Annotated in this window: 15 protein-coding genes; 7 read left to right on the top strand and 8 right to left on the bottom strand. The window is 37.5% G+C overall.

The features are described from left to right. Positions 1-2 precede the first annotated feature (2 nt). From J4771_RS01840 to pdhA, 3 genes are all read right to left on the bottom strand, one after another. Positions 3-671, bottom strand: coding sequence for an ABC transporter ATP-binding protein (locus tag J4771_RS01840; protein ID WP_224135849.1), 669 nt, complete (start codon positions 669-671; stop codon positions 3-5). A gap of 111 nt (positions 672-782) precedes the next feature. Then, positions 783-2,429, bottom strand: coding sequence for a 2-oxo acid dehydrogenase subunit E2 (locus J4771_RS01835; protein WP_224135847.1), 1,647 nt, complete (start codon positions 2,427-2,429; stop codon positions 783-785). Between the two features lie 83 nt (positions 2,430-2,512). Then, complete coding sequence (gene pdhA, locus J4771_RS01830; protein WP_224135846.1) at positions 2,513-3,517, bottom strand: pyruvate dehydrogenase (acetyl-transferring) E1 component subunit alpha; 1,005 nt, start codon at positions 3,515-3,517, stop codon at positions 2,513-2,515. A 120-nt stretch (positions 3,518-3,637) separates the two neighbouring features. On the opposite strand from pdhA, the gene J4771_RS01825 reads away from it, so the two are divergent. The 3 genes from J4771_RS01825 (at position 3,638) to J4771_RS01815 (ending at position 6,660) form a co-directional block, all read left to right on the top strand. Continuing rightward, complete coding sequence (locus J4771_RS01825; protein WP_224135845.1) at positions 3,638-4,240, top strand: phosphatase PAP2 family protein; 603 nt, start codon at positions 3,638-3,640, stop codon at positions 4,238-4,240. 125 nt (positions 4,241-4,365) lie between these two features. Continuing rightward, entirely contained in the window at positions 4,366-4,836 is a 471-nt protein-coding gene (locus J4771_RS01820) for a BlaI/MecI/CopY family transcriptional regulator (RefSeq protein WP_224135844.1), read from the top strand. Positions 4,837-4,878: 42 nt separating this feature from the next. Continuing rightward, a complete protein-coding gene (locus J4771_RS01815; protein WP_224135843.1) occupies positions 4,879-6,660 on the top strand; it encodes a DUF4153 domain-containing protein in 1,782 nt (593 codons plus the stop codon). 282 nt (positions 6,661-6,942) lie between these two features. Here the strand turns inward: J4771_RS01815 and J4771_RS01810 are convergent, their stop codons facing one another. Continuing rightward, on the bottom strand, positions 6,943-7,281 hold the full coding sequence (locus J4771_RS01810; RefSeq protein WP_224135842.1) for an RNA recognition motif domain-containing protein: 339 nt from the start codon (positions 7,279-7,281) through the stop codon (positions 6,943-6,945). A 194-nt stretch (positions 7,282-7,475) separates the two neighbouring features. Beyond that, on the bottom strand, positions 7,476-8,339 hold the full coding sequence (locus J4771_RS01805; RefSeq protein WP_224135841.1) for an aldo/keto reductase: 864 nt from the start codon (positions 8,337-8,339) through the stop codon (positions 7,476-7,478). Positions 8,340-8,444: 105 nt separating this feature from the next. Here J4771_RS01805 and J4771_RS01800 point away from each other — a divergent pair, with 105 nt between their 5' ends. The 4 genes from J4771_RS01800 to J4771_RS01785 all read left to right on the top strand — a co-directional run bounded on the left by J4771_RS01800 (position 8,445) and on the right by J4771_RS01785 (position 11,939). Further along, positions 8,445-9,899, top strand: coding sequence for a T9SS type A sorting domain-containing protein (locus J4771_RS01800; protein WP_224135840.1), 1,455 nt, complete (start codon positions 8,445-8,447; stop codon positions 9,897-9,899). 249 nt (positions 9,900-10,148) lie between these two features. After that, positions 10,149-10,562, top strand: a complete 414-nt coding sequence (locus J4771_RS01795; protein WP_224135838.1) for a DUF6157 family protein — start codon at positions 10,149-10,151, stop codon at positions 10,560-10,562. A gap of 9 nt (positions 10,563-10,571) precedes the next feature. Beyond that, positions 10,572-10,742, top strand: coding sequence for a hypothetical protein (locus tag J4771_RS01790; protein WP_224135836.1), 171 nt, complete (start codon positions 10,572-10,574; stop codon positions 10,740-10,742). A gap of 330 nt (positions 10,743-11,072) precedes the next feature. After that, positions 11,073-11,939: a sigma-70 family RNA polymerase sigma factor gene (locus J4771_RS01785; RefSeq protein ID WP_224135835.1), complete on the top strand. Its 867-nt coding sequence runs from the start codon at positions 11,073-11,075 to the stop codon at positions 11,937-11,939. Positions 11,940-11,985: 46 nt separating this feature from the next. Here J4771_RS01785 and J4771_RS01780 read toward each other — a convergent pair whose 3' ends face one another. The 3 genes from J4771_RS01780 to gyrA form a co-directional block, all read right to left on the bottom strand. Next, on the bottom strand, positions 11,986-13,758 hold the full coding sequence (locus J4771_RS01780) for an aminopeptidase P family protein (RefSeq protein WP_224135833.1): 1,773 nt from the start codon (positions 13,756-13,758) through the stop codon (positions 11,986-11,988). A 145-nt stretch (positions 13,759-13,903) separates the two neighbouring features. Beyond that, the gene (locus J4771_RS01775; RefSeq protein WP_224135830.1) at positions 13,904-15,292 is read right to left on the bottom strand and encodes a hypothetical protein; all 1,389 of its coding nucleotides are present in this window, start codon (positions 15,290-15,292) and stop codon (positions 13,904-13,906) included. Between the two features lie 27 nt (positions 15,293-15,319). Continuing rightward, positions 15,320-17,995, bottom strand: a complete 2,676-nt coding sequence (gyrA, locus tag J4771_RS01770) for a DNA gyrase subunit A (RefSeq protein ID WP_224135828.1) — start codon at positions 17,993-17,995, stop codon at positions 15,320-15,322. Positions 17,996-18,082: the final 87 nt, after the last annotated feature.

The raw sequence follows: 18,082 nt of genomic DNA, 5'->3' as shown, positions 1-18,082 counted from the left end.
TCTTAATTAATAATCTGTCCGTCCTTCATCACCAATTTTCGGTCGGTCGTGTCTGCAAGATGGGTGTTGTGCGTCACAATGACGAAAGTTTGGTTGTATTTATCTCTTAAATCAAAAAAAAGCTGATGCAGATCATCCGCATTTTTCGAATCCAGATTTCCGGTGGGCTCGTCGGCAAAAATAATTTTCGGGGAATTGATTAAAGCTCTTGCTACAGCCGTTCGCTGCGCTTCACCTCCTGACATTTCGTTGGGTTTATGATGAAGTCGGTGCGCAATATTCAAATCCTCAAAAAGTGAGTAAGCTTTGTCTAAAGACTCCCTTTCATTTTTTCCTGAAATTTTGGTGGGAAGCAAAACGTTTTCCAAAGCAGTAAACTCCGGCAAAAGTTGGTGAAACTGAAAAACAAACCCTATATTCTCGTTTCTGAATTTTGAAAGTTGACGGTCATTCATCTCGATAAATGATTTTCCCGCCAAAGCAATCTGCGTATCATAATTTTTAGGATTTGTTGGGGAATCCAATGTTCCGAGAATTTGCAGTAATGTAGATTTTCCTGCACCGGATTCGCCCACGATAGAAATCACCTCGCCTTCCAGAATATGAATGTCTACACCCTTTAAAACCTCTAAATCGCCGTAAGATTTGTGAATATTTTTCGCTTTAATCATGGTTTCAAAAATAATGAATTTGGCTGATAAATCTTATACGTTTTCGATTAAAAACTAAAAACCCTTTCAACATTTCAAATGCTGAAAGGGTTTTTTATTATTTCAATTCTTTTACAGCAACAAAGTCAAAGGTTGCTCCAGATAAGTTCTTAAAGTTTGTAGAAACTGTGCTCCTGTCGCACCATCCACAACTCTGTGGTCGCATGCTAAAGATAGTTTCATGGTATTTCCCACCACGATTTGACCGTTTTTAACCACAGGTTTTTCAATAATCGCACCTACCGACAGAATACATGAGTTCGGCTGATTGATGATGGAAGTAAAGGTCTCAATTCCAAACATTCCCAAATTGGAAACGGAGAAAGTAGAACCTTCCATTTCGTTGGCTTTCAAACCTTTAGATTTTGCTCTTCCTGCCATATCTTTCACCGCTGCAGAAATTTGGTTGTAGTTCATTTGATCTGCGTTTTTCAACACAGGAACGACCAAACCATCCGGAATTGCGACTGCAACACCCACGTTGATATTTCCGTGGTGGATGATTTTATCTCCTGCCCAACTTGAGTTCACTTGCGGATGTTTTCTCAACGCCATTGCGGTGGCTTTAATCACCATGTCGTTGAAGGAAACTTTCGTGTCAGGCAAAGAATTGATTTCGTTTCTCGCCTCAATAGCTTTATCCATGTTGATTTCCACCATTAGATAATAATGCGGTGCGGAAAATTTACTTTCAGAAAGTCTTTTTGCGATAATATTTCTAACCTGTGAATTTGGGGTTTCGGAATCTTCACCCTGAACGAAACTGATTTGCGGCTGAACTTGAGGTTGCTTCGCTTCGCTCGCAACGACAGTTTTTGGTTCTGCTGCGACTTGCGTTGCACCTGGTGTAAACTCTTCCACATCTTTCTTCACTATTCTGCCATTTTCGCCAGAACCTTTTAAAGCATGAACGTCGATCCCTTTCTCTTCCGCCATTTTTTTGGCTAAAGGTGAAATTGCTAAACGTCCTTCTGTTTTCGGCGCTCCGCTTTCGGCAGTAACTTGCACTTTTTCTGCAGGTTTTTCAACTCCTTCGGACTTCGGACTTCTAACTTCGGACTTTGGAGCTCCTCCTGCAACAATTGCAGAAACATCAGTACCTTCAGGACCAATAATGGCTAAAACACTGTCAACAGGACTTGCAGCTCCTTCTTCAACGCCTGAATAAAGTAAAGTTCCGTTTACTTCCGATTCGAAGTCCTGAACTGCTTTATCTGTTTCAATTTCAGCGAGAATATCGCCTTCTTTTACAGAATCTCCCACTTTTTTGTGCCATTTCGCTACTTTTCCTTCGGTCATCGTATCAGATAAACGAGGCATGGTAATGACTTCTACACCTTTTGGAATTTCAACATTTTCAGCTTTTTCGATGCTGGTTGATTCTTTTTCGGTTTTATGTTCTTCGTCGATTTTCTTTTCTTCCACTTTTTCAGAAACACCTTCATCAACTTTTCCGCCTTTTAAAGCAGAAATATCTTCACCCTCATTCCCGATAATTGCCAAAACAGAATCTACAGGTGATGAACCACCCTCTTCAGTTCCAATATATAAAAGAGTTCCGTTGTATTCAGATTCGAAATCCTGTACCGCTTTATCGGTTTCGATTTCCGCTAAAATATCGCCTTCTTTTACAGCGTCGCCCACTTTTTTGTGCCATTTCGCCACTTTACCATCCGTCATTGTGTCGGAAAGACGGGGCATTGTAATCACTTCTGCCATAATTCACTTCGTATTTGAAATTCAAAATTCGAAATTTGAGATGGAATAAATTCAAATCTCAAACATCAAATTTCAAATTAATATTAATTGTTTTCTAATTTATTTAAGAACGGATAATCTTCCTGTGCGTACACGTATTCGTAGATTTTCTCTGGATCAGGATACGGTGATTGCTCCATAAATTCCACACATTCTTCAACGAATTCTCTTGATTTTTCATCAATGGTGTTGAGTTCGTCTTCTGTCGCCCATTTGTTTTCGAGAATTCTGTGTTTCACGATTTCGATGGGGTCGTCCTTTTTATGTTCTGCTACTTCTTCTTTACTTCTGTAAGGTTCTGCATCGGACATGGAGTGACCTCTGTAACGATAAGTTCTTGCCTCAATAAAAGTTGGCCCGTCTCCACGTCTAGCTCTTTCAATCGCTTCGAAAGCAGCTTCCGCCACTTTTTCAGGATCCATCGCATCTACAGGCAAACACGGCATTTCATAACCCAAACCTAATTTATAGATATCTTCATGATTTGCAGTTCTTTTCACCGAAGTTCCCATCGCATACTGATTATTTTCAACCACGAAAACAACCGGAAGTTTCCAATTCATCGCCATGTTGAACGTTTCGTGAAGTGAGCCTTGACGAGCCGCACCATCACCGAAGAAACAGATATTTACGCCACCCGTTTCAAAATATTTATCGGCAAAAGCGATTCCTGCTCCCAAAGGAATTTGACCGCCCACGATTCCGTGACCGCCATAAAATCTTTTCTCCTTGCTGAAAATGTGCATAGAACCACCCATTCCGCCTGAAGTTCCCGTAGCTTTACCACAAAGTTCCGCCATAATTCTTTTCGGGTCCACTCCCATTGCCATTGGATGAATGTGGCAGCGGTAAGCGGTAATCATACTGTCTTTTGTTAAATCCATCGCATGGGTAAAACCTGCGGGAATTGCTTCCTGACCGTTATATAAATGTAAAAATCCACGGATTTTCTGTTTTAGGTAAAGAGAACGGCATTTGTCTTCAAACCTTCTCCACATCGTCATTTCTTCGTACCATTTAAGGTAAACTTCTTTTGAAAATTCCTTCATGTTTAATTGAAATATGATGCAAAAATAGGAAAAATCTTTGTCTTTATTGATAGCATACAAGTATAAATTTTACAATATAAATCATTTAAAAAACTTATTTTTGAGCATATTATTAATTAAATGTTCAAAACCAATTCATCAATCATTATTGGAATTTCAAAGTTTATTTCAAATTTCTTCAATCCACTTACTTCACTCTTGATCTACTACGTTTGGTTTAGCGTGCAGAATTATACTTTGAAGGAAGCAACCCAAATATTTTTGCCCATCCTTTTAATCACGATTATTCCGATTTCAGGATGGATTTTTTGGAATGTTAAGAAAGGTAACTATTCCAACATGGATGTGTCCAACAGGAATGAAAGAAAAAGTCTTTATTTCTTTATTGCTGCGGCAATTATCGCTTATCTTTTTTTTGATTATTTCAATAACGGAAACATCGATTTAGTCATGATTTTTCTTTTGATTTTACTTTTGGTAATGCAATTGAGCAACTATTTTATCAAAAGTTCCATGCACACCGCTTTCAACGTTTTTGTGGCGGCACTTTTCTTTGCTAAAAGTCCAGTCTTGGGAATTTTTTGGTTGGGAATTGCAGTTTTGGTTGGGATTACAAGAATCATATTAAAAAGGCATACGGTGAAAGAAGTCTTTATGGGCGCAATAATCGCGGGTGTGGTTTCTTTTATTTATCTTTATGCGAACATTGTTATGAGTAATTAGCAATAAGTAATAAGTAAATAAATGTAAATGGTGAATTCGCTTTGCGGTCAATGGTGAATTTTTTCACTAAAAACTTGAAATTTGGAACAGAAATTCTATCAATCATCAATTATTGATTATCAATTATGAAAATAAACCACCTCACGCCTTCCGAAGAACTTTTGATGCAGATTTTATGGAAAATCGAACATGCATACATGAAAGATGTTATTGAACATTATCCCGAACCAAAACCACATCAGAATACCATTTCAACCTTTATGAAAATTTTAGTTGAAAAGGAATTTTTAAGCACTGAAAAAGAAGGCAGGATTTTTAAATACAGCGTTGCAGTTCCCTTTGAAGATTATAAAAAATTTCAGTTGAGAAATTTCCTCGAAAATTATTTCGACAATTCGGGAACTGAGATGTTGAAAACTTTGATTGATGAAAAACTTTTGAATCCATCGGAACTTAATCAGTTTTTTGAGATAAAAACCACCGTTGTTCCGCTTGTTGAAAATGCGGAGGCTGAAAACCCAATCAGCGATTTTATTGATGAAATTACTTCAGAGAAAAAGAAGAAAAAGAAGGGTAAAAAGAAGAAGAAAAAATAAAAAAAATTTTGGTTCAATGACTCTAAAATATTAAGATAAATCATGCTAAATAAATTCAAAGAAATTTTTGGGAAAACTGACGACGTGCTCAGAGAATATCCCATGGTTTTGCTTATGGCCTTACTTGGAGCAATTTCGTTGATTTGCTTCGCGCAAAGAAATTTTGATTCGGTGGAAACCAATTTCGTTTTCGTGAAATTTACAATGGTTTGCTGTTTAGGAATTTCGTTGATGTTTGCTTTGAAAATGTTGTCACAAAGAATTGGTAGAGCGATTTTGCTTGAAGTTTTTGGCGTTCTCTTTCTGATTTTTTTCTATTTTCTACTTCCCGAAAAAAAGATTGATTTCACGGAGAAGTATGCTTTTTTGATTATTCCAACTTTTATTTTGTCGCATCTTTTGGTTTCGTTCATTGCATTTTTTGGCGAAAAAAGGGAACTTAATTTTTGGCAGTACAACAAAAATCTTTTTATCTACACCTTTCTTACGGGAGTTTTTACAGGCGTATTAACAGGCGGCGTTATGCTTGCAATTCTTGCGGTTGACAAACTTTTCGACTTCAACTTCAATGACCGATATTATGCGGAAACCTTCTATTTTCTCGCTATTTTCGGAAGCTGCTTTATCTTTTTATTATTCAATGAAAAGGGATTGAAATTTCTTGAAAAAGACGACAACTACCCGATTATTCTGAAATTTTTCACCCAGTATATTCTCATTCCGCTGTTAATTATTTATGCGGTCATCCTTTATTTCTATTCCGCAAAAATCTTGATTAATTGGGAACTTCCGAGAGGTTGGGTTTCTTATTTGATTTTGGCGTATTCGGTGGTGGGAATTTTAGCGCTGCTTCTGGTTCATCCTTTAAAGCAGGACTCCACAAAATCTTGGGTGAAGGTTTTTTCTAAAATTTTCTATTACACTTTAATTCCGCTTATCGTTCTATTATTTATCGCGATTTTTACAAGAATTTTAGAATACGGCTACACGGAACCAAGATATTTCGTTTTGATTCTTGCGATTTGGCTCACTTCAGTTGTTTTGTATTTTATTTTTTCAGGAAAAGCGACGATTAAATTTGTTCCCATCAGTTTATTTGCTTTTGGGCTGTTCTCTTTAATCATGCCTTATTTGAATACTTTTTCAGTGGCAAAAAGAAGCCAGAAAACGGAACTGAAAAAAGTTTTGATTGACAGTAAATTGCTTGAAAATGGTAAAATCGATTTTCATAAAAAAGTTTCAGATACCGTTGCAGACGAGGTTTCCAACAAGTTTGATTTTCTTGCGAAGAGGAACGAAAAGGAATTTCTATTCACTTTACTCAGTACAAACGACCAAAAAATATTGGCAAAATCAATTGAAAAGAAGGATTATTGGGGAATTCAGGGCGAGTTGAGAAAACGTTTCACCCAAGTTGAAACCACCAAAAAATTTCCACAAGGTGAACGATTTGAGATTGTGACGGAAAACAAATTCCATTCTGTAAGCGGTTATGAATATGTCGCGTCACTCGCAAACTACAAAGAAGGAGATTTGAAATTTAATAACGATAATATTTTAATAAGTACACTTCAACAAAACGGACAATTACTATTAACTATCACTTTAAACGGTCAGCAAAAATGGGAAGTAACGCCTTTTATAAAACAATATATGGCGCAATATAAAAACCAATCCGGACAGATTTCCGTTCCTGAAATTTCGGTGGAAAATGATTTGGGGAACTATCATTTAAAAATTGTTTTCGGTAATTTGATTCGGGAGAATTTTCAAAAAGAGCAGATTTATTATAATGACGCATATTTGTTGATTAGAAGAAAATAAAATTTGCTGTCGGCAATCAGCTTTCAGCTTGCAAAAGATTAAAAAAACAGATTTCTCGCTTCGCTCGAAATGACGAGTTTCACTTTAGTGGAAAATAGGCATCTTTCGGCGCGGCTTCGCCGCGCCGAAAGATGCCCAAATAAGTATTATTAATGTCGCTGTCATTTCGAGCGAAGCGAGAAATCAACATATCTAATTGAGACTCGAATCTCATAATTCGCATCCCGAAACAAAAAAAAACGGCAAATAAATTTGCCGCTTCACTTTTTTTCAAAAAATATCTTACCAGTTTGATCCGCCACGATTTCTATCGTAACCGCCTCTGTTTCCACCACCGTAACCACCGCCACGGTTGTTGTCGAAACTTCTTCTTGGTTTGTCTTCTTTAGGTTTAGCTTCAGAAACGTTCAGTTCCTTTCCGTCCAATTCTCTTCCGTTAAGTGCTTCGATGGCTTGTTTGCCTTCATCATCGCCCATTTCTACGAATCCGAAACCACGGCTTCTGCCTGTTTCTCTGTCTGTGATAATTTTGGATGAAGATACTTCACCAAATTCTGAAAATAAATCTTGCAACGACTGTTCTTTGGTTGCATAGTTGATGTTTGAAACAAAAATGTTCATCTTAAAAAAAATTAAAAATTAATACTGTTGAAATTATAAATGAAACTCAACTAAGGATGAACAATGATTGAATTCGGATATAAAAACGGGTGCAAGATACAACTATAAATCAGATATGCAACAATAAACTTTTGTTTGAGGTTTCAAATTTCAAGCTTCAAGTTTTTTCTGGCACTATAATTCACCTTTAACTCTCAATCCACTTCCTTTCCCTGACTCGCTTTCAGAAGTTTGAACCAATCTTCTCTTTCAAGACTTAAGTTTAATACTTCCTTAAATTTTTTGATGGTTTCAGCTTTTGAAGTTCCGATGACAGGAAGGATTTTGGCGGGATGTTTTAAGATAAATGCTAACAAAATTTGATTTTCTTCTGCATCATATTTTGGACAAAGTTCTTCCAACACTTTTTTAATTCTTGAATTCTGTTCCGAATTTTCAGAAAAATAATTTCCCATGACGGACCAAGCCATTGGCTGCAATTTTTTCAGCATCATTTGATCTAAAGTTCCGTCGTAGAAAGAATCGGTGTGATTGACGGAAACTTCGATTTGATTGGTAATTAAAGGAAAAGCGTCATTAATTAAATCAAACTGCGAAGGTGAAAAATTGGAAACTCCGAAATGACGAACCTTTTTCTGTTCGCGCAAAATATGGAAACTTTCTGCAATTTCTTCTGGATTCATCAATGGTGACGGACGGTGAAGAAGAAGCAAATCCAAGTAATCGGTTTTCAGATTTTCTAAACTTCGGTCAACTGAACTTAGAATATGTTCTATTGAATAATTGTAGGATTTAATCTTAAAACTTCTGTTTTCGCAGGGCATTTCAATTCCGCATTTGGAGATGAGTTGCACTTCTTCCCTATTGATACCCATTTCAGAAAAAGCGTCACCGAATAATTTTTCGGTCGTATAATTTCCATAAATATCGGCATGGTCAAAAGTGGAAAATCCCGATTCCAAAGAAGTCTCAATCAATTTCTGAACTTCGTTTTCGGAGTGATTGGCTCCCCAAATTCCCCATCGCATGGTTCCTATGATAATTGGCGAAAATTGCATTTTGCTAAAATTTTCATCAAAAATAATTATTTACAGCCTAATTTTTAACATTTCAAAATTTATATTTCTACCATAATATTTTAACTTTGGGAAAAATTTTATTCAATGAAAAAGATATCTTTATTACTATTTTCTTCCATTTCAACATTTATATTCTCACAATTTGTAAGTCCAGGAACAGGGGTGACTTATAATCTTGCGTCGCTTTCTGCGGCTGCACCAACTGTTGTAGTGAATAACGGCACAGATTACTCGATGACGGCAAATGTAACCATTTCTGCAGGAGATGTTTTGAATATGGATGAAAATACCACTCTTAAAATCAATGGCGGACTGCTTCTTACTGTTGCAGGAACTTATAACACGACCGCAACCGATTTTAAAATTACGGCAACCGATCCTGCTGTAGTTTTTAAGGGAATTCGTCTAGAATCTACTTCTACCGCCACTTTCAAAAATACAACTTTGGAATATGGTGGTGGAATCCAAGCTTTGACAGGGAATTTCTTGATGGACAATTGCATTGTAAGATATTTTAAATCCGGACAAAATACATCCGCTGCAATTAACTTTTCAACAGGAAACCCGGTGGTGAAAAATTCTCAATTTATACAAAATGATTTGGCTGCAGTTGCTTCAGGAGCAAATCAATCGGTTGCTCTTGAATTTACAGGAAATTATCTTAACGGGAACACCAAACTGAATTCTAACCGTCCGCAAATCAATATGGGACCAAGTGGAACAGGGTCTACAACAAAAATTCTCAACAATACCATCATAGGAAATAGAGCCAATGACAAGGTAGGTGGAATTTCCGTTTCATCGCTTTTGGGAGTTTACAACAATGTGCTGATTGACGGAAACACCGTTACCGACAACCGTTACGGAATTACCATTACCGGAAATAACTGCTCCGGAACAATTTCAAACAACATTTTAACCAACAATAATGTTGAAACTGTTCCTGCGAACGGCGGAAGTGGAATCAACCTTTACGGAAACGGAACTTTCAAAGTTGAAAAAAACCAAATCCGAGGAAGTTTGTGGGGAATTACTTTGGTGAATACCACTACAGCTGATCTTGGAGGTGGAGCTCTTGGAAGCGCAGGTCAAAACATTTTCAAGGATAACGGAAATGGTGGACAACTTTACGCACTTTATAACAACACCCCAAATGCAGTAAGTGCAACCAATAACTGTTGGAGAGAAGGCGAACTTTCCGATGACACGATGGTTGAAGCGGTGATCACGCATCAAGTTGATACCTCTACTTTGGGATTGGTGACTTTCAAACCGTATTTATGTGGGACTCCTTTAGCTACGAACGAAAGTAATCTTGCAAAAAACAATATCTACCCCAATCCAAGCAACGGAACCTTCACATTTGATGCAGAAAAATCTGGAAACATTATAGTTTCTGATGTATCTGGTAAAGTGGTTTATTCCGGTTTGGTGAACAAGGGGAAAAATATAGTTTCTGTAAAAGCAACATCTGGAGTATATATTTTGAATTACCAATCGGAGGGGAAAAAATCTTCTAATAAACTAATCATTAAATAATTGATCCGAAATTAATTTATTTAAACTCATTCCGAAGACAACGGAATGAGTTTTATTTATATTTAAGGCGATTACATTCATACATAAATAGTTTTAATGCCACATAGCCAAATAGATTTTTAATGAAAGTCATGTTCAAAAAAGATAAAATAGTATAAAATGTATTTTCTATTTTTCCTTTAAAGAAGAAATTAATTGACTATTTGACTATGTGGTTAAAATAATACATCACTTAAAAATTTTCATAAAATGAAAGTTCACACTACAAACTACATTGATACCTTAATTGAAATTGCAGAAGACTCCCCTGTTTCTAAAAGCGAAATTCCGCCGGTGAAAAGAAACAAAACTTTGGCGAATATTCAGATAGAAATGGTTTTGGAAAATCCTTATAAATATACATCCGACGAAGTTTTGTTTGAATGTTTTGTACAGAAAAACAATATTTCGGAAAGCGAAAGAGAAAAAGCCCGTTCCGAATTTTTCTCAAAAGGACAGGCTTGTCTTCGTTCGTCTGCGATTGCGAAACGTTATGGTTTTGGAGTTCATTCGGATTCTGAATCAAAGATTGCTTTTTTTCCGGTGGAGAGTACAGCATATCAAAATTTGTTAAAAGATGATTCGGTGAAGAAGGTGAAGGCGATGAGAACTAAAAGAAACTAATGGTCTGTAATGATTACGCCACTTCGTGGCTCGGTTTGGTTGTTTTGTTTTCCAGACAAAGGGCTTCACCCTTTGCTGATGATTTCGCCACTTTGTGGCTCTGTTTGGTTTTATGATTTTCTACACAAAGGGCTTCACCCTTTGCTGATGATTTCGCCACTTCGTGGCTTCTCAAATTAAGTTTATCATTTCTGACTTAATGAATTTTGACATTTTTTTTCGGAATTGTCCGGAGAATTCGGGATTTTACAGATTTCGCAAATTTTTTATGTTGGAAAATGGAAAAGCTTTTCACTTTAAAACAAATCTTCTAAAAATATTGAAACTGCGACCCGGCGAAAGCGGAAATCCTTTATTGCGGCGGCTTCGCCGCCGCAATAAAGATTGGGAGCTGTAGACGGAAATTGTCGCCCAAAAAATCATTCTTGATTTTATTTTTAAAGTATTGTAACCTTTTGCTACTTGCTGTCGTATAATAAAATGCAGTCTTTAAAGTGGATTGTTTTTTCTATGAGACAATTAAAAATTACAAAGCAGGTTACCAACAGAGAAACCGCATCGCTCGACAAGTATTTGCAGGAAATCGGAAAAGTGGATCTGATTACAGCAGATGAAGAAGTGGAACTCGCGCAAAAAATTCGCGCAGGAGACAGAGTTGCACTGGAAAAACTGATTAAGGCGAATTTGCGTTTCGTGGTTTCTGTTTCTAAACAATACCAAAATCAGGGACTTTCACTTCCCGATTTGATTAACGAAGGAAACCTCGGTTTGATGAAGGCGGCTAAAAGATATGACGAAACGAGAGGTTTTAAGTTCATTTCTTATGCAGTTTGGTGGATTCGCCAGTCGATTTTGCAGGCTTTGGCGGAACAGTCGAGAATTGTGAGATTGCCATTGAATAAGATTGGTTCCATCAACAAAATCAACAAAGCTTACGCACATTTGGAGCAGGAAAATGAAAGACCACCTTCTCCGGAAGAATTGGCGAAAGTGTTGGATATGAGCGAAGACGACATCAAGGAATCCATGAAAAATTCCGGCCGTCACTTATCGATGGACGCACCACTTGTGGAAGGTGAAGATTCTAATTTGTACGACGTTTTACGTTCCGGTGAATCACCAAGTCCTGATAAAGATTTGATGCTTGAATCGCTGCAAATCGAGATTGAGAGAGCATTGCAAACTTTGACGCCGAGAGAAGCGGATTTGGTTCGACTTTATTTCGGACTGAATGGAAAGCATCCGATGACTTTGGAAGAAATTGGTGAAACATTTGATTTGACGAGAGAAAGAGTTCGTCAAATTAAAGAGAAAGCAATCAAGAGATTGAAACATAATACGAGAAGTAAGATTTTGAAGTCTTATCTTGGCAAGTAATAGACAACAAAAAAGGAATCCGTTTTGGATTCCTTTTTATTTAGGTTTAAATCGGTTTCACCACTTCCAAAAACCAGTCTTTTACATCACCTTCCAAATCTGCGGCAAGTTTTTCCTCACACCATTGGTGGTAATTGTTGAGCCATTCTTTTTCGGGTTCGGTAAGAAGATTTACGTCGATTACGTTTCGGTCGAATGGACAAATCGTCAAAGTTTCAAATTCATAAAAACTTCCGAAATCGGTTTTCTTCCATTCTTTCACGGCAATTAAGTTTTCGTGACGAATTCCGTAATGATAATCGAGGTAGAAACCGGGTTCATTAGAAAGCACCATTCCTGGAATCAAATCCTGGAAATTCATGTCTTTTCTAATATTTTGTGGACCTTCATGAACGTTCATGAAACTTCCAACACCGTGTCCAGTTCCGTGATTGTAGTCTTTTCCTTCCTTCCAAAGTGCCATTCTAGCAAAAGCGTCGAGTTGAACTCCACGCGTACCTTTCGGGAATTTCACCATCGAAAGTTGGATCAAACCTTTTAATGCTAAAGTCGAGTTCTCTTTGAATTCATCGGAAACATTTCCTAAAGCAACGGTTCTGGTAATATCGGTGGTTCCCTCCAAATATTGCCCACCGGAATCTACCAGAATTGCACCCTCATTGGTAACATCTTTGCTGCCTTCACTTTTTGCAGAGTAATGCATAATCGCACCATTATCAAGATAGCCTATGATACTTCCGAAACTTTCACCAACGAAATTTTTGCACTCTTCACGGAAACCTCTTAATTTTTTTCCGATGGAATATTCCGTCATCGCCTCCTTTCCAGCTTGATGAGTCAGCCAATAAAGAAACTTTACCATTGCAACACCGTCTCGCTGCATTACGGTTCTAAAGCCTTCAAGTTCGGTCTCGTTTTTAATCGCTTTCATCAAATTTCCAGGAACTGGAGCTTTAATAAAGGTATTTGTTTCTTTTAACGACTCAAAGATGGATTGATTGCTGTTTGGCGAAACCAGTACTGTTTCTCCATTGATGGTTTTTAACTCAGAATAAAAATCTTCGTAAGGAAGCATTTTCACATTGGAATCATCCATTTGTTTTCTTGCTTCTGTGTCGAGTTTTTCTAAATCTACAAATAGTTTCGCCTCATTTTTACTCAAGATAATATAGCTCAAAAAAACGGGATTTGCCTGCACATCACTTCCTCTTAAATTCAACGTCCATGCAACGTCGTCAAGACTTGAAATTATGTGATACGACGCACCGTGTTCCTCCATTTTTTGGCGAATGTCTGAAAGTTTTTGCGAAACAGATTTTCCAGCTCTTTCGATGGGATGAACAAAAACTGGATTTTTTTTCGCTCCAGGACTTCTTTCGCTCCAAATATCTTTTAGTAAAGGTAAATCTACCAGTTTGATTTTTTTTGTAGCAAGTTTTTGTACCAATGTTTCCCAATTTGCATTTGAAGTTGCAACCGCATTCACCGCAACTGTCCCATTTTCAGGAGTTTGTGAAATAATCCAATCGATATAGTTTGGTGTTCCTTCTTCACCTTCCTTCATCAAATCGATCCCGGAGTTTTCAAGTTCAATGGCTGCCTGTACAAAATATCGTCCATCTGTCCAAAGTGCCGCTTTTTCTCTTGTAATAACTACGAATCCTGCAGAACCCGTAAATCCAGAAATCCAAGATCTTTCCTGCCATTCTTGCGGCAAATATTCGCTCATATGCGGATCTGCGGAATAAACAATAAAAACATCGATATTATTCTGAGACATTTTTTGGCGAAGCGCCGCTATTTTTTCTGCTGTGGTCATTATATTAAATTTGCTGTGAATTTACGAAGAAAATGAGAGATTTCAGACTAAAAAAGTAATTAAACTTTTCTTAAATATTGAAATCTTTAAAAAAAATATGCTGAATCATCTTCAGCATATTTAGATATTGTTTTTATTGCAAAAATTACTTTCCTGAGCCCTTCATTGCAGCTTCTTTTGATTTGAATTCCTGAAATTTAGCTTCATTCTTGGCGGATAAATATAAACCTTTCAATAATGAAACGGCTTCAATATTATTTTGGTCATTTTGGTACCATTTTTCTGCATACGGTAATGCTGCAGCTAATCTGGCTCTTCTCGCCTCGATGATTTTATTCGCCTGATCAGCTTTACCAGCTTTTTTAGCGGCATTGTAATCGTCGATTGCTTTACCATCGTCTCCCATCGTTAAATAAGCAAGATTTTGATAAGCAATCGTAAAATCCGGTTTTAGTTCCACCGCCTTTTTATAAGAAGCTATCGCATCATTAACTGTCGCAGGATCCTTACTTTGCAAAACCCCTAAATTATACCAGTTGTTTGCATCATTTGGATGTTTTGCGATCTGTTCTTTTAAATTTGCAACGAATTCATTGGTTTTTCCTGACTTATAAAAGGCAGTACCCTGAAGTTCAGAAAGTTTTGAACTGTTTGGGAATTTTTTCAACCCTTTTTCAATTAAAGTCAAAGCCTCAGTACTTTGACCTGCATCAAGCATTAATGCTGCATTAGTTTCATAAAGTTCTTGCTCGATACTTTTTGAAGTCTCGGTTTTAAAATCGGTGTAATCAGCAGTCGCACCCATTTTTTTGTAAAGATCCCAAGAAGTTTTATCAAGACTTTCTACGGTCCCGCTTTTTTTGTTTTTTGCGGTGTACGTAGTTTCAACTCCGGTGTAACCTGAATTGATAAGTTGGTTGTAAACATCAATTGCTTCTGACTTTTTATCGGCAAGAGCATAATTTAATCCTGAATAATAAAGATATTGCTTGTTCTCTTGCCCTGCAGCTTTCAACAAATTATAAACCTCTCCAAATTTTTGAGCGGCGGTTTGATAATTTTTAGCGTTGTAAGCATCAATTGCAGCCTTATTTGCAGATTCAATCACCGGATTGATTGTGCTTCCTAATTTACTTACAAGAGTTGGTGAATAAGATTCCTCTTTTAATCCTTGGATTCCAGATGCATCTGCTTCAGCTTTTCCAACGTAATAAACTTTGTTTTTCGAAGCGTCTTTTCCTGTGAAAATTTTCATCTTTCCAAGGTCGTTCATCTTGGCTAAATAGGCAGCTCCTTCTGCAGTTTTACCTGATTTTAATAATGATAAGCCTTTTGCATAATAGAATTGTTCCAAAACTGATGGTTCAAGAAGATAAGTCTTCCCTCCCATTGCAGATTCCGCTGCGGAAATCTGTGCGTTTGCCGTTGCAGTATCTCCTGCGTCAATCGCTTTCACAGCATTTGCGATTTCTTTTTTTTGTGCGAAAGCGAAAGTCACGGAAACCATCGCAATGCTTAAAAATACTTTTTTCATATCAAGTATAAAAATTGGTTTTAAAAATTATTCTTCAGAATCGTCGTCGGATTCTTCTTTTTCCTTTTCTTTTTCAAGTTTTTCATTGGCTTTCACCTCTTCTTCCTCGATTTTTTTCAGATAGTCTTCATCACCCATATTACTGATGGCGTTATCTCCGGTTTGAGGAACATCTTTAAATTCAGGCATTACGGAATCTACTGCTCCCGGAAGTGTTTCTGTAGATTCTCCCTCTGTTTCTTCCTCAACATCTTTATCCATTTCCACTTTTGCAATCGCGGCGATTTCGTCATTATTTTTAAGGTTGATCACGCGAACTCCCTGAGTATTTCTACCCATTACTCGCATTTCATCCATTCCCATTCTGATTGCAACACCCGATTTATTGATAATCATTAAACCGTCATCATCAGTTACGGTTTGAATAGCGATTAGATTTCCTGTTTTTTCAGTGATGTTTAAAGTGATTACCCCTTTTCCACCACGGTTTGTGATACGGTAATCTTCAACTGCCGTTCTCTTTCCATAACCTTTTTCTGAAACCACCAAAACAGTTTCATTCTCCACATCGTTCACAACAATCATTCCAATTACTTCATCGTCTTTTTCAAGGGTAATTCCACGAACTCCGATAGAGCCTCTTCCAACCGCTCTCGCTTTTTCTTCGGGGAAACGGATACATTTTCCGTTTTTGGTTGCAATCATAATCTCGGAATTTCCATTGGTTAATCTTGCTCCTAAAAGTTGGTCGTTGTCACGGATTTCAATGGCGTTCACCCCGTTTGTTCTCGGTCTTGAATAAGCTTCCAGCGAAGTTTTCTTAATCGTTCCGTTTTTGGTAATCATCACCACGTTCATTTGATTCACATATTCGGAATCTTTCAAATCGTTGGTTCTGATGTAGGCTTTAATTTTATCGTCCGGTTCAATATTAATCAAGTTTTGAACAGCTCTTCCTTTCGCCGTTTTAGAACCTTCTGGAATTTCGAAAACCCTTAACCAAAAACATTTTCCTTTTTCGGTAAAGAACAACATATATTGGTGATTGGTTGCAGCCACGATGTATTCAAGGAAATCCTCGTCTCTTGTGGTTGCGGCACGGTTTCCAACTCCACCTCTACTTTGAACTTTGTATTCGGAAAGCGAAGTTCTTTTAATATAACCTGCATGAGAAATGGTAAGAACCACTTTTTCGTCAGGAATTAAATCTTCGATCGACATTTCTCCTCCTGAATAATCGATTTCCGTTCTTCTTTCATCGCCGTATTTTTCTTTCATTTCTAAAAGTTCGGTTTTGATGATTTCGTAACGTCTTGGTTCGTTGGTCAAGATATCTTCCAAATCTTTGATTAAGTTCATGATCTCTTCGTACTCTGCACGGATTTTATCCAACTCCATTCCCGTCAAACGAGCGAGTCTTAAATCCAAAATCGCTTGAGCCTGAATTTCTGAAAGGTCAAATTCCTTCATCAAACCATCCTTCGCTTCCTGCGGATTTGCACTGTGACGAATGATTGCAATCGCTTTATCCAAGTCATCTTGAGTTCCGATTACTTTCATGAAGCCTTCAAGAATATGTGCTCTTTCTTTGGCTTTTTTCAGTTCGTACTCGGTTCTTCTTACGATAACTTCGTGTCGGTGGTCAACGAAATGATGAATGATGTCCTTTAAATTCAATTGTTCAGGACGGCCTTTTACCAACGCAATATTATTAACGCTGAAAGAAGTTTGAAGCGCCGTATATTTATAAAGCATATTCAGAACCACATTCGGAATGGCGTCGTTTTTCAATTCGTAAACGATACGCATTCCCTGTCTGTCGGATTCATCACGGATTTCAAAGATGCCCGGAATTTTCTCCTCTTTTACCAATTCTGCGGTTCTTGCAATCATTTCGGCTTTGTTCACTTGGTAAGGAACTTCAGTTACGATGATGGCGTTTCTGTTTCCAACTTCCTCAAAATTTACTTTTGCACGAAGAACGATTCTTCCTCTTCCCGTGTGGAAAGCGTCACGAACTCCGTCATAACCGTAAATAATTCCACCTGTCGGAAAATCCGGGGCGATGATGTGTTTCATCAACTCATCAATCGTCACGTCCTTATTATCGATATAGGCAACAATCGCATCGATACTTTCAGAAAGGTTGTGAGGTGCCATATTCGTCGCCATTCCCACCGCAATACCGGAAGTTCCGTTCACCAAAAGATTCGGGATTTTTGTAGGTAAAACGGTTGGCTCCGTCAATGAATCATCAAAGTTGTTCTGAAAATCTACAGTGTCTTTGTCTAGATCCGCCAAAATTTCATCAGAAATCTTTTTCAGCCTCGCTTCCGTGTAACGCATTGCTGCAGGTGGGTCACCGTCCATAGAACCGAAGTTACCTTGTCCGTCAACTTGCGGATAACGCAAACTCCACGGTTGCGCCATTCTCACCATCGCATCGTAAACCGACGTATCGCCGTGTGGATGGTATTTACCGAGAACGTCGCCGACAATTCTCGCGGATTTTAAATATTTTCTGTTTGAAAAAACGCCGAGTCCGTACATCCCGTACAAAACTCTTCTGTGAACCGGCTTCAAGCCATCTCTTACATCGGGTAACGCTCTTGATACAATTACCGACATCGAATAATCGATATAAGAGGATTTCATTTCATCAACAATGTTGATAGGAATTAACCTTTCTCCTTCTTTATGCATAATCTATTTTAATAATTTGAAAATCAGAACCTTAAAATCTATTCTGAACTTTTCTGAATTTCTAAATTTAATAACGTGCTAAAATAC

The sequence above is a fragment of the Candidatus Kaistella beijingensis genome, assembly GCF_020084865.1.
Lineage (GTDB): Bacteria > Bacteroidota > Bacteroidia > Flavobacteriales > Weeksellaceae > Kaistella > Kaistella beijingensis.
This window is presented reverse-complemented; position numbering and strand designations above follow the sequence as displayed.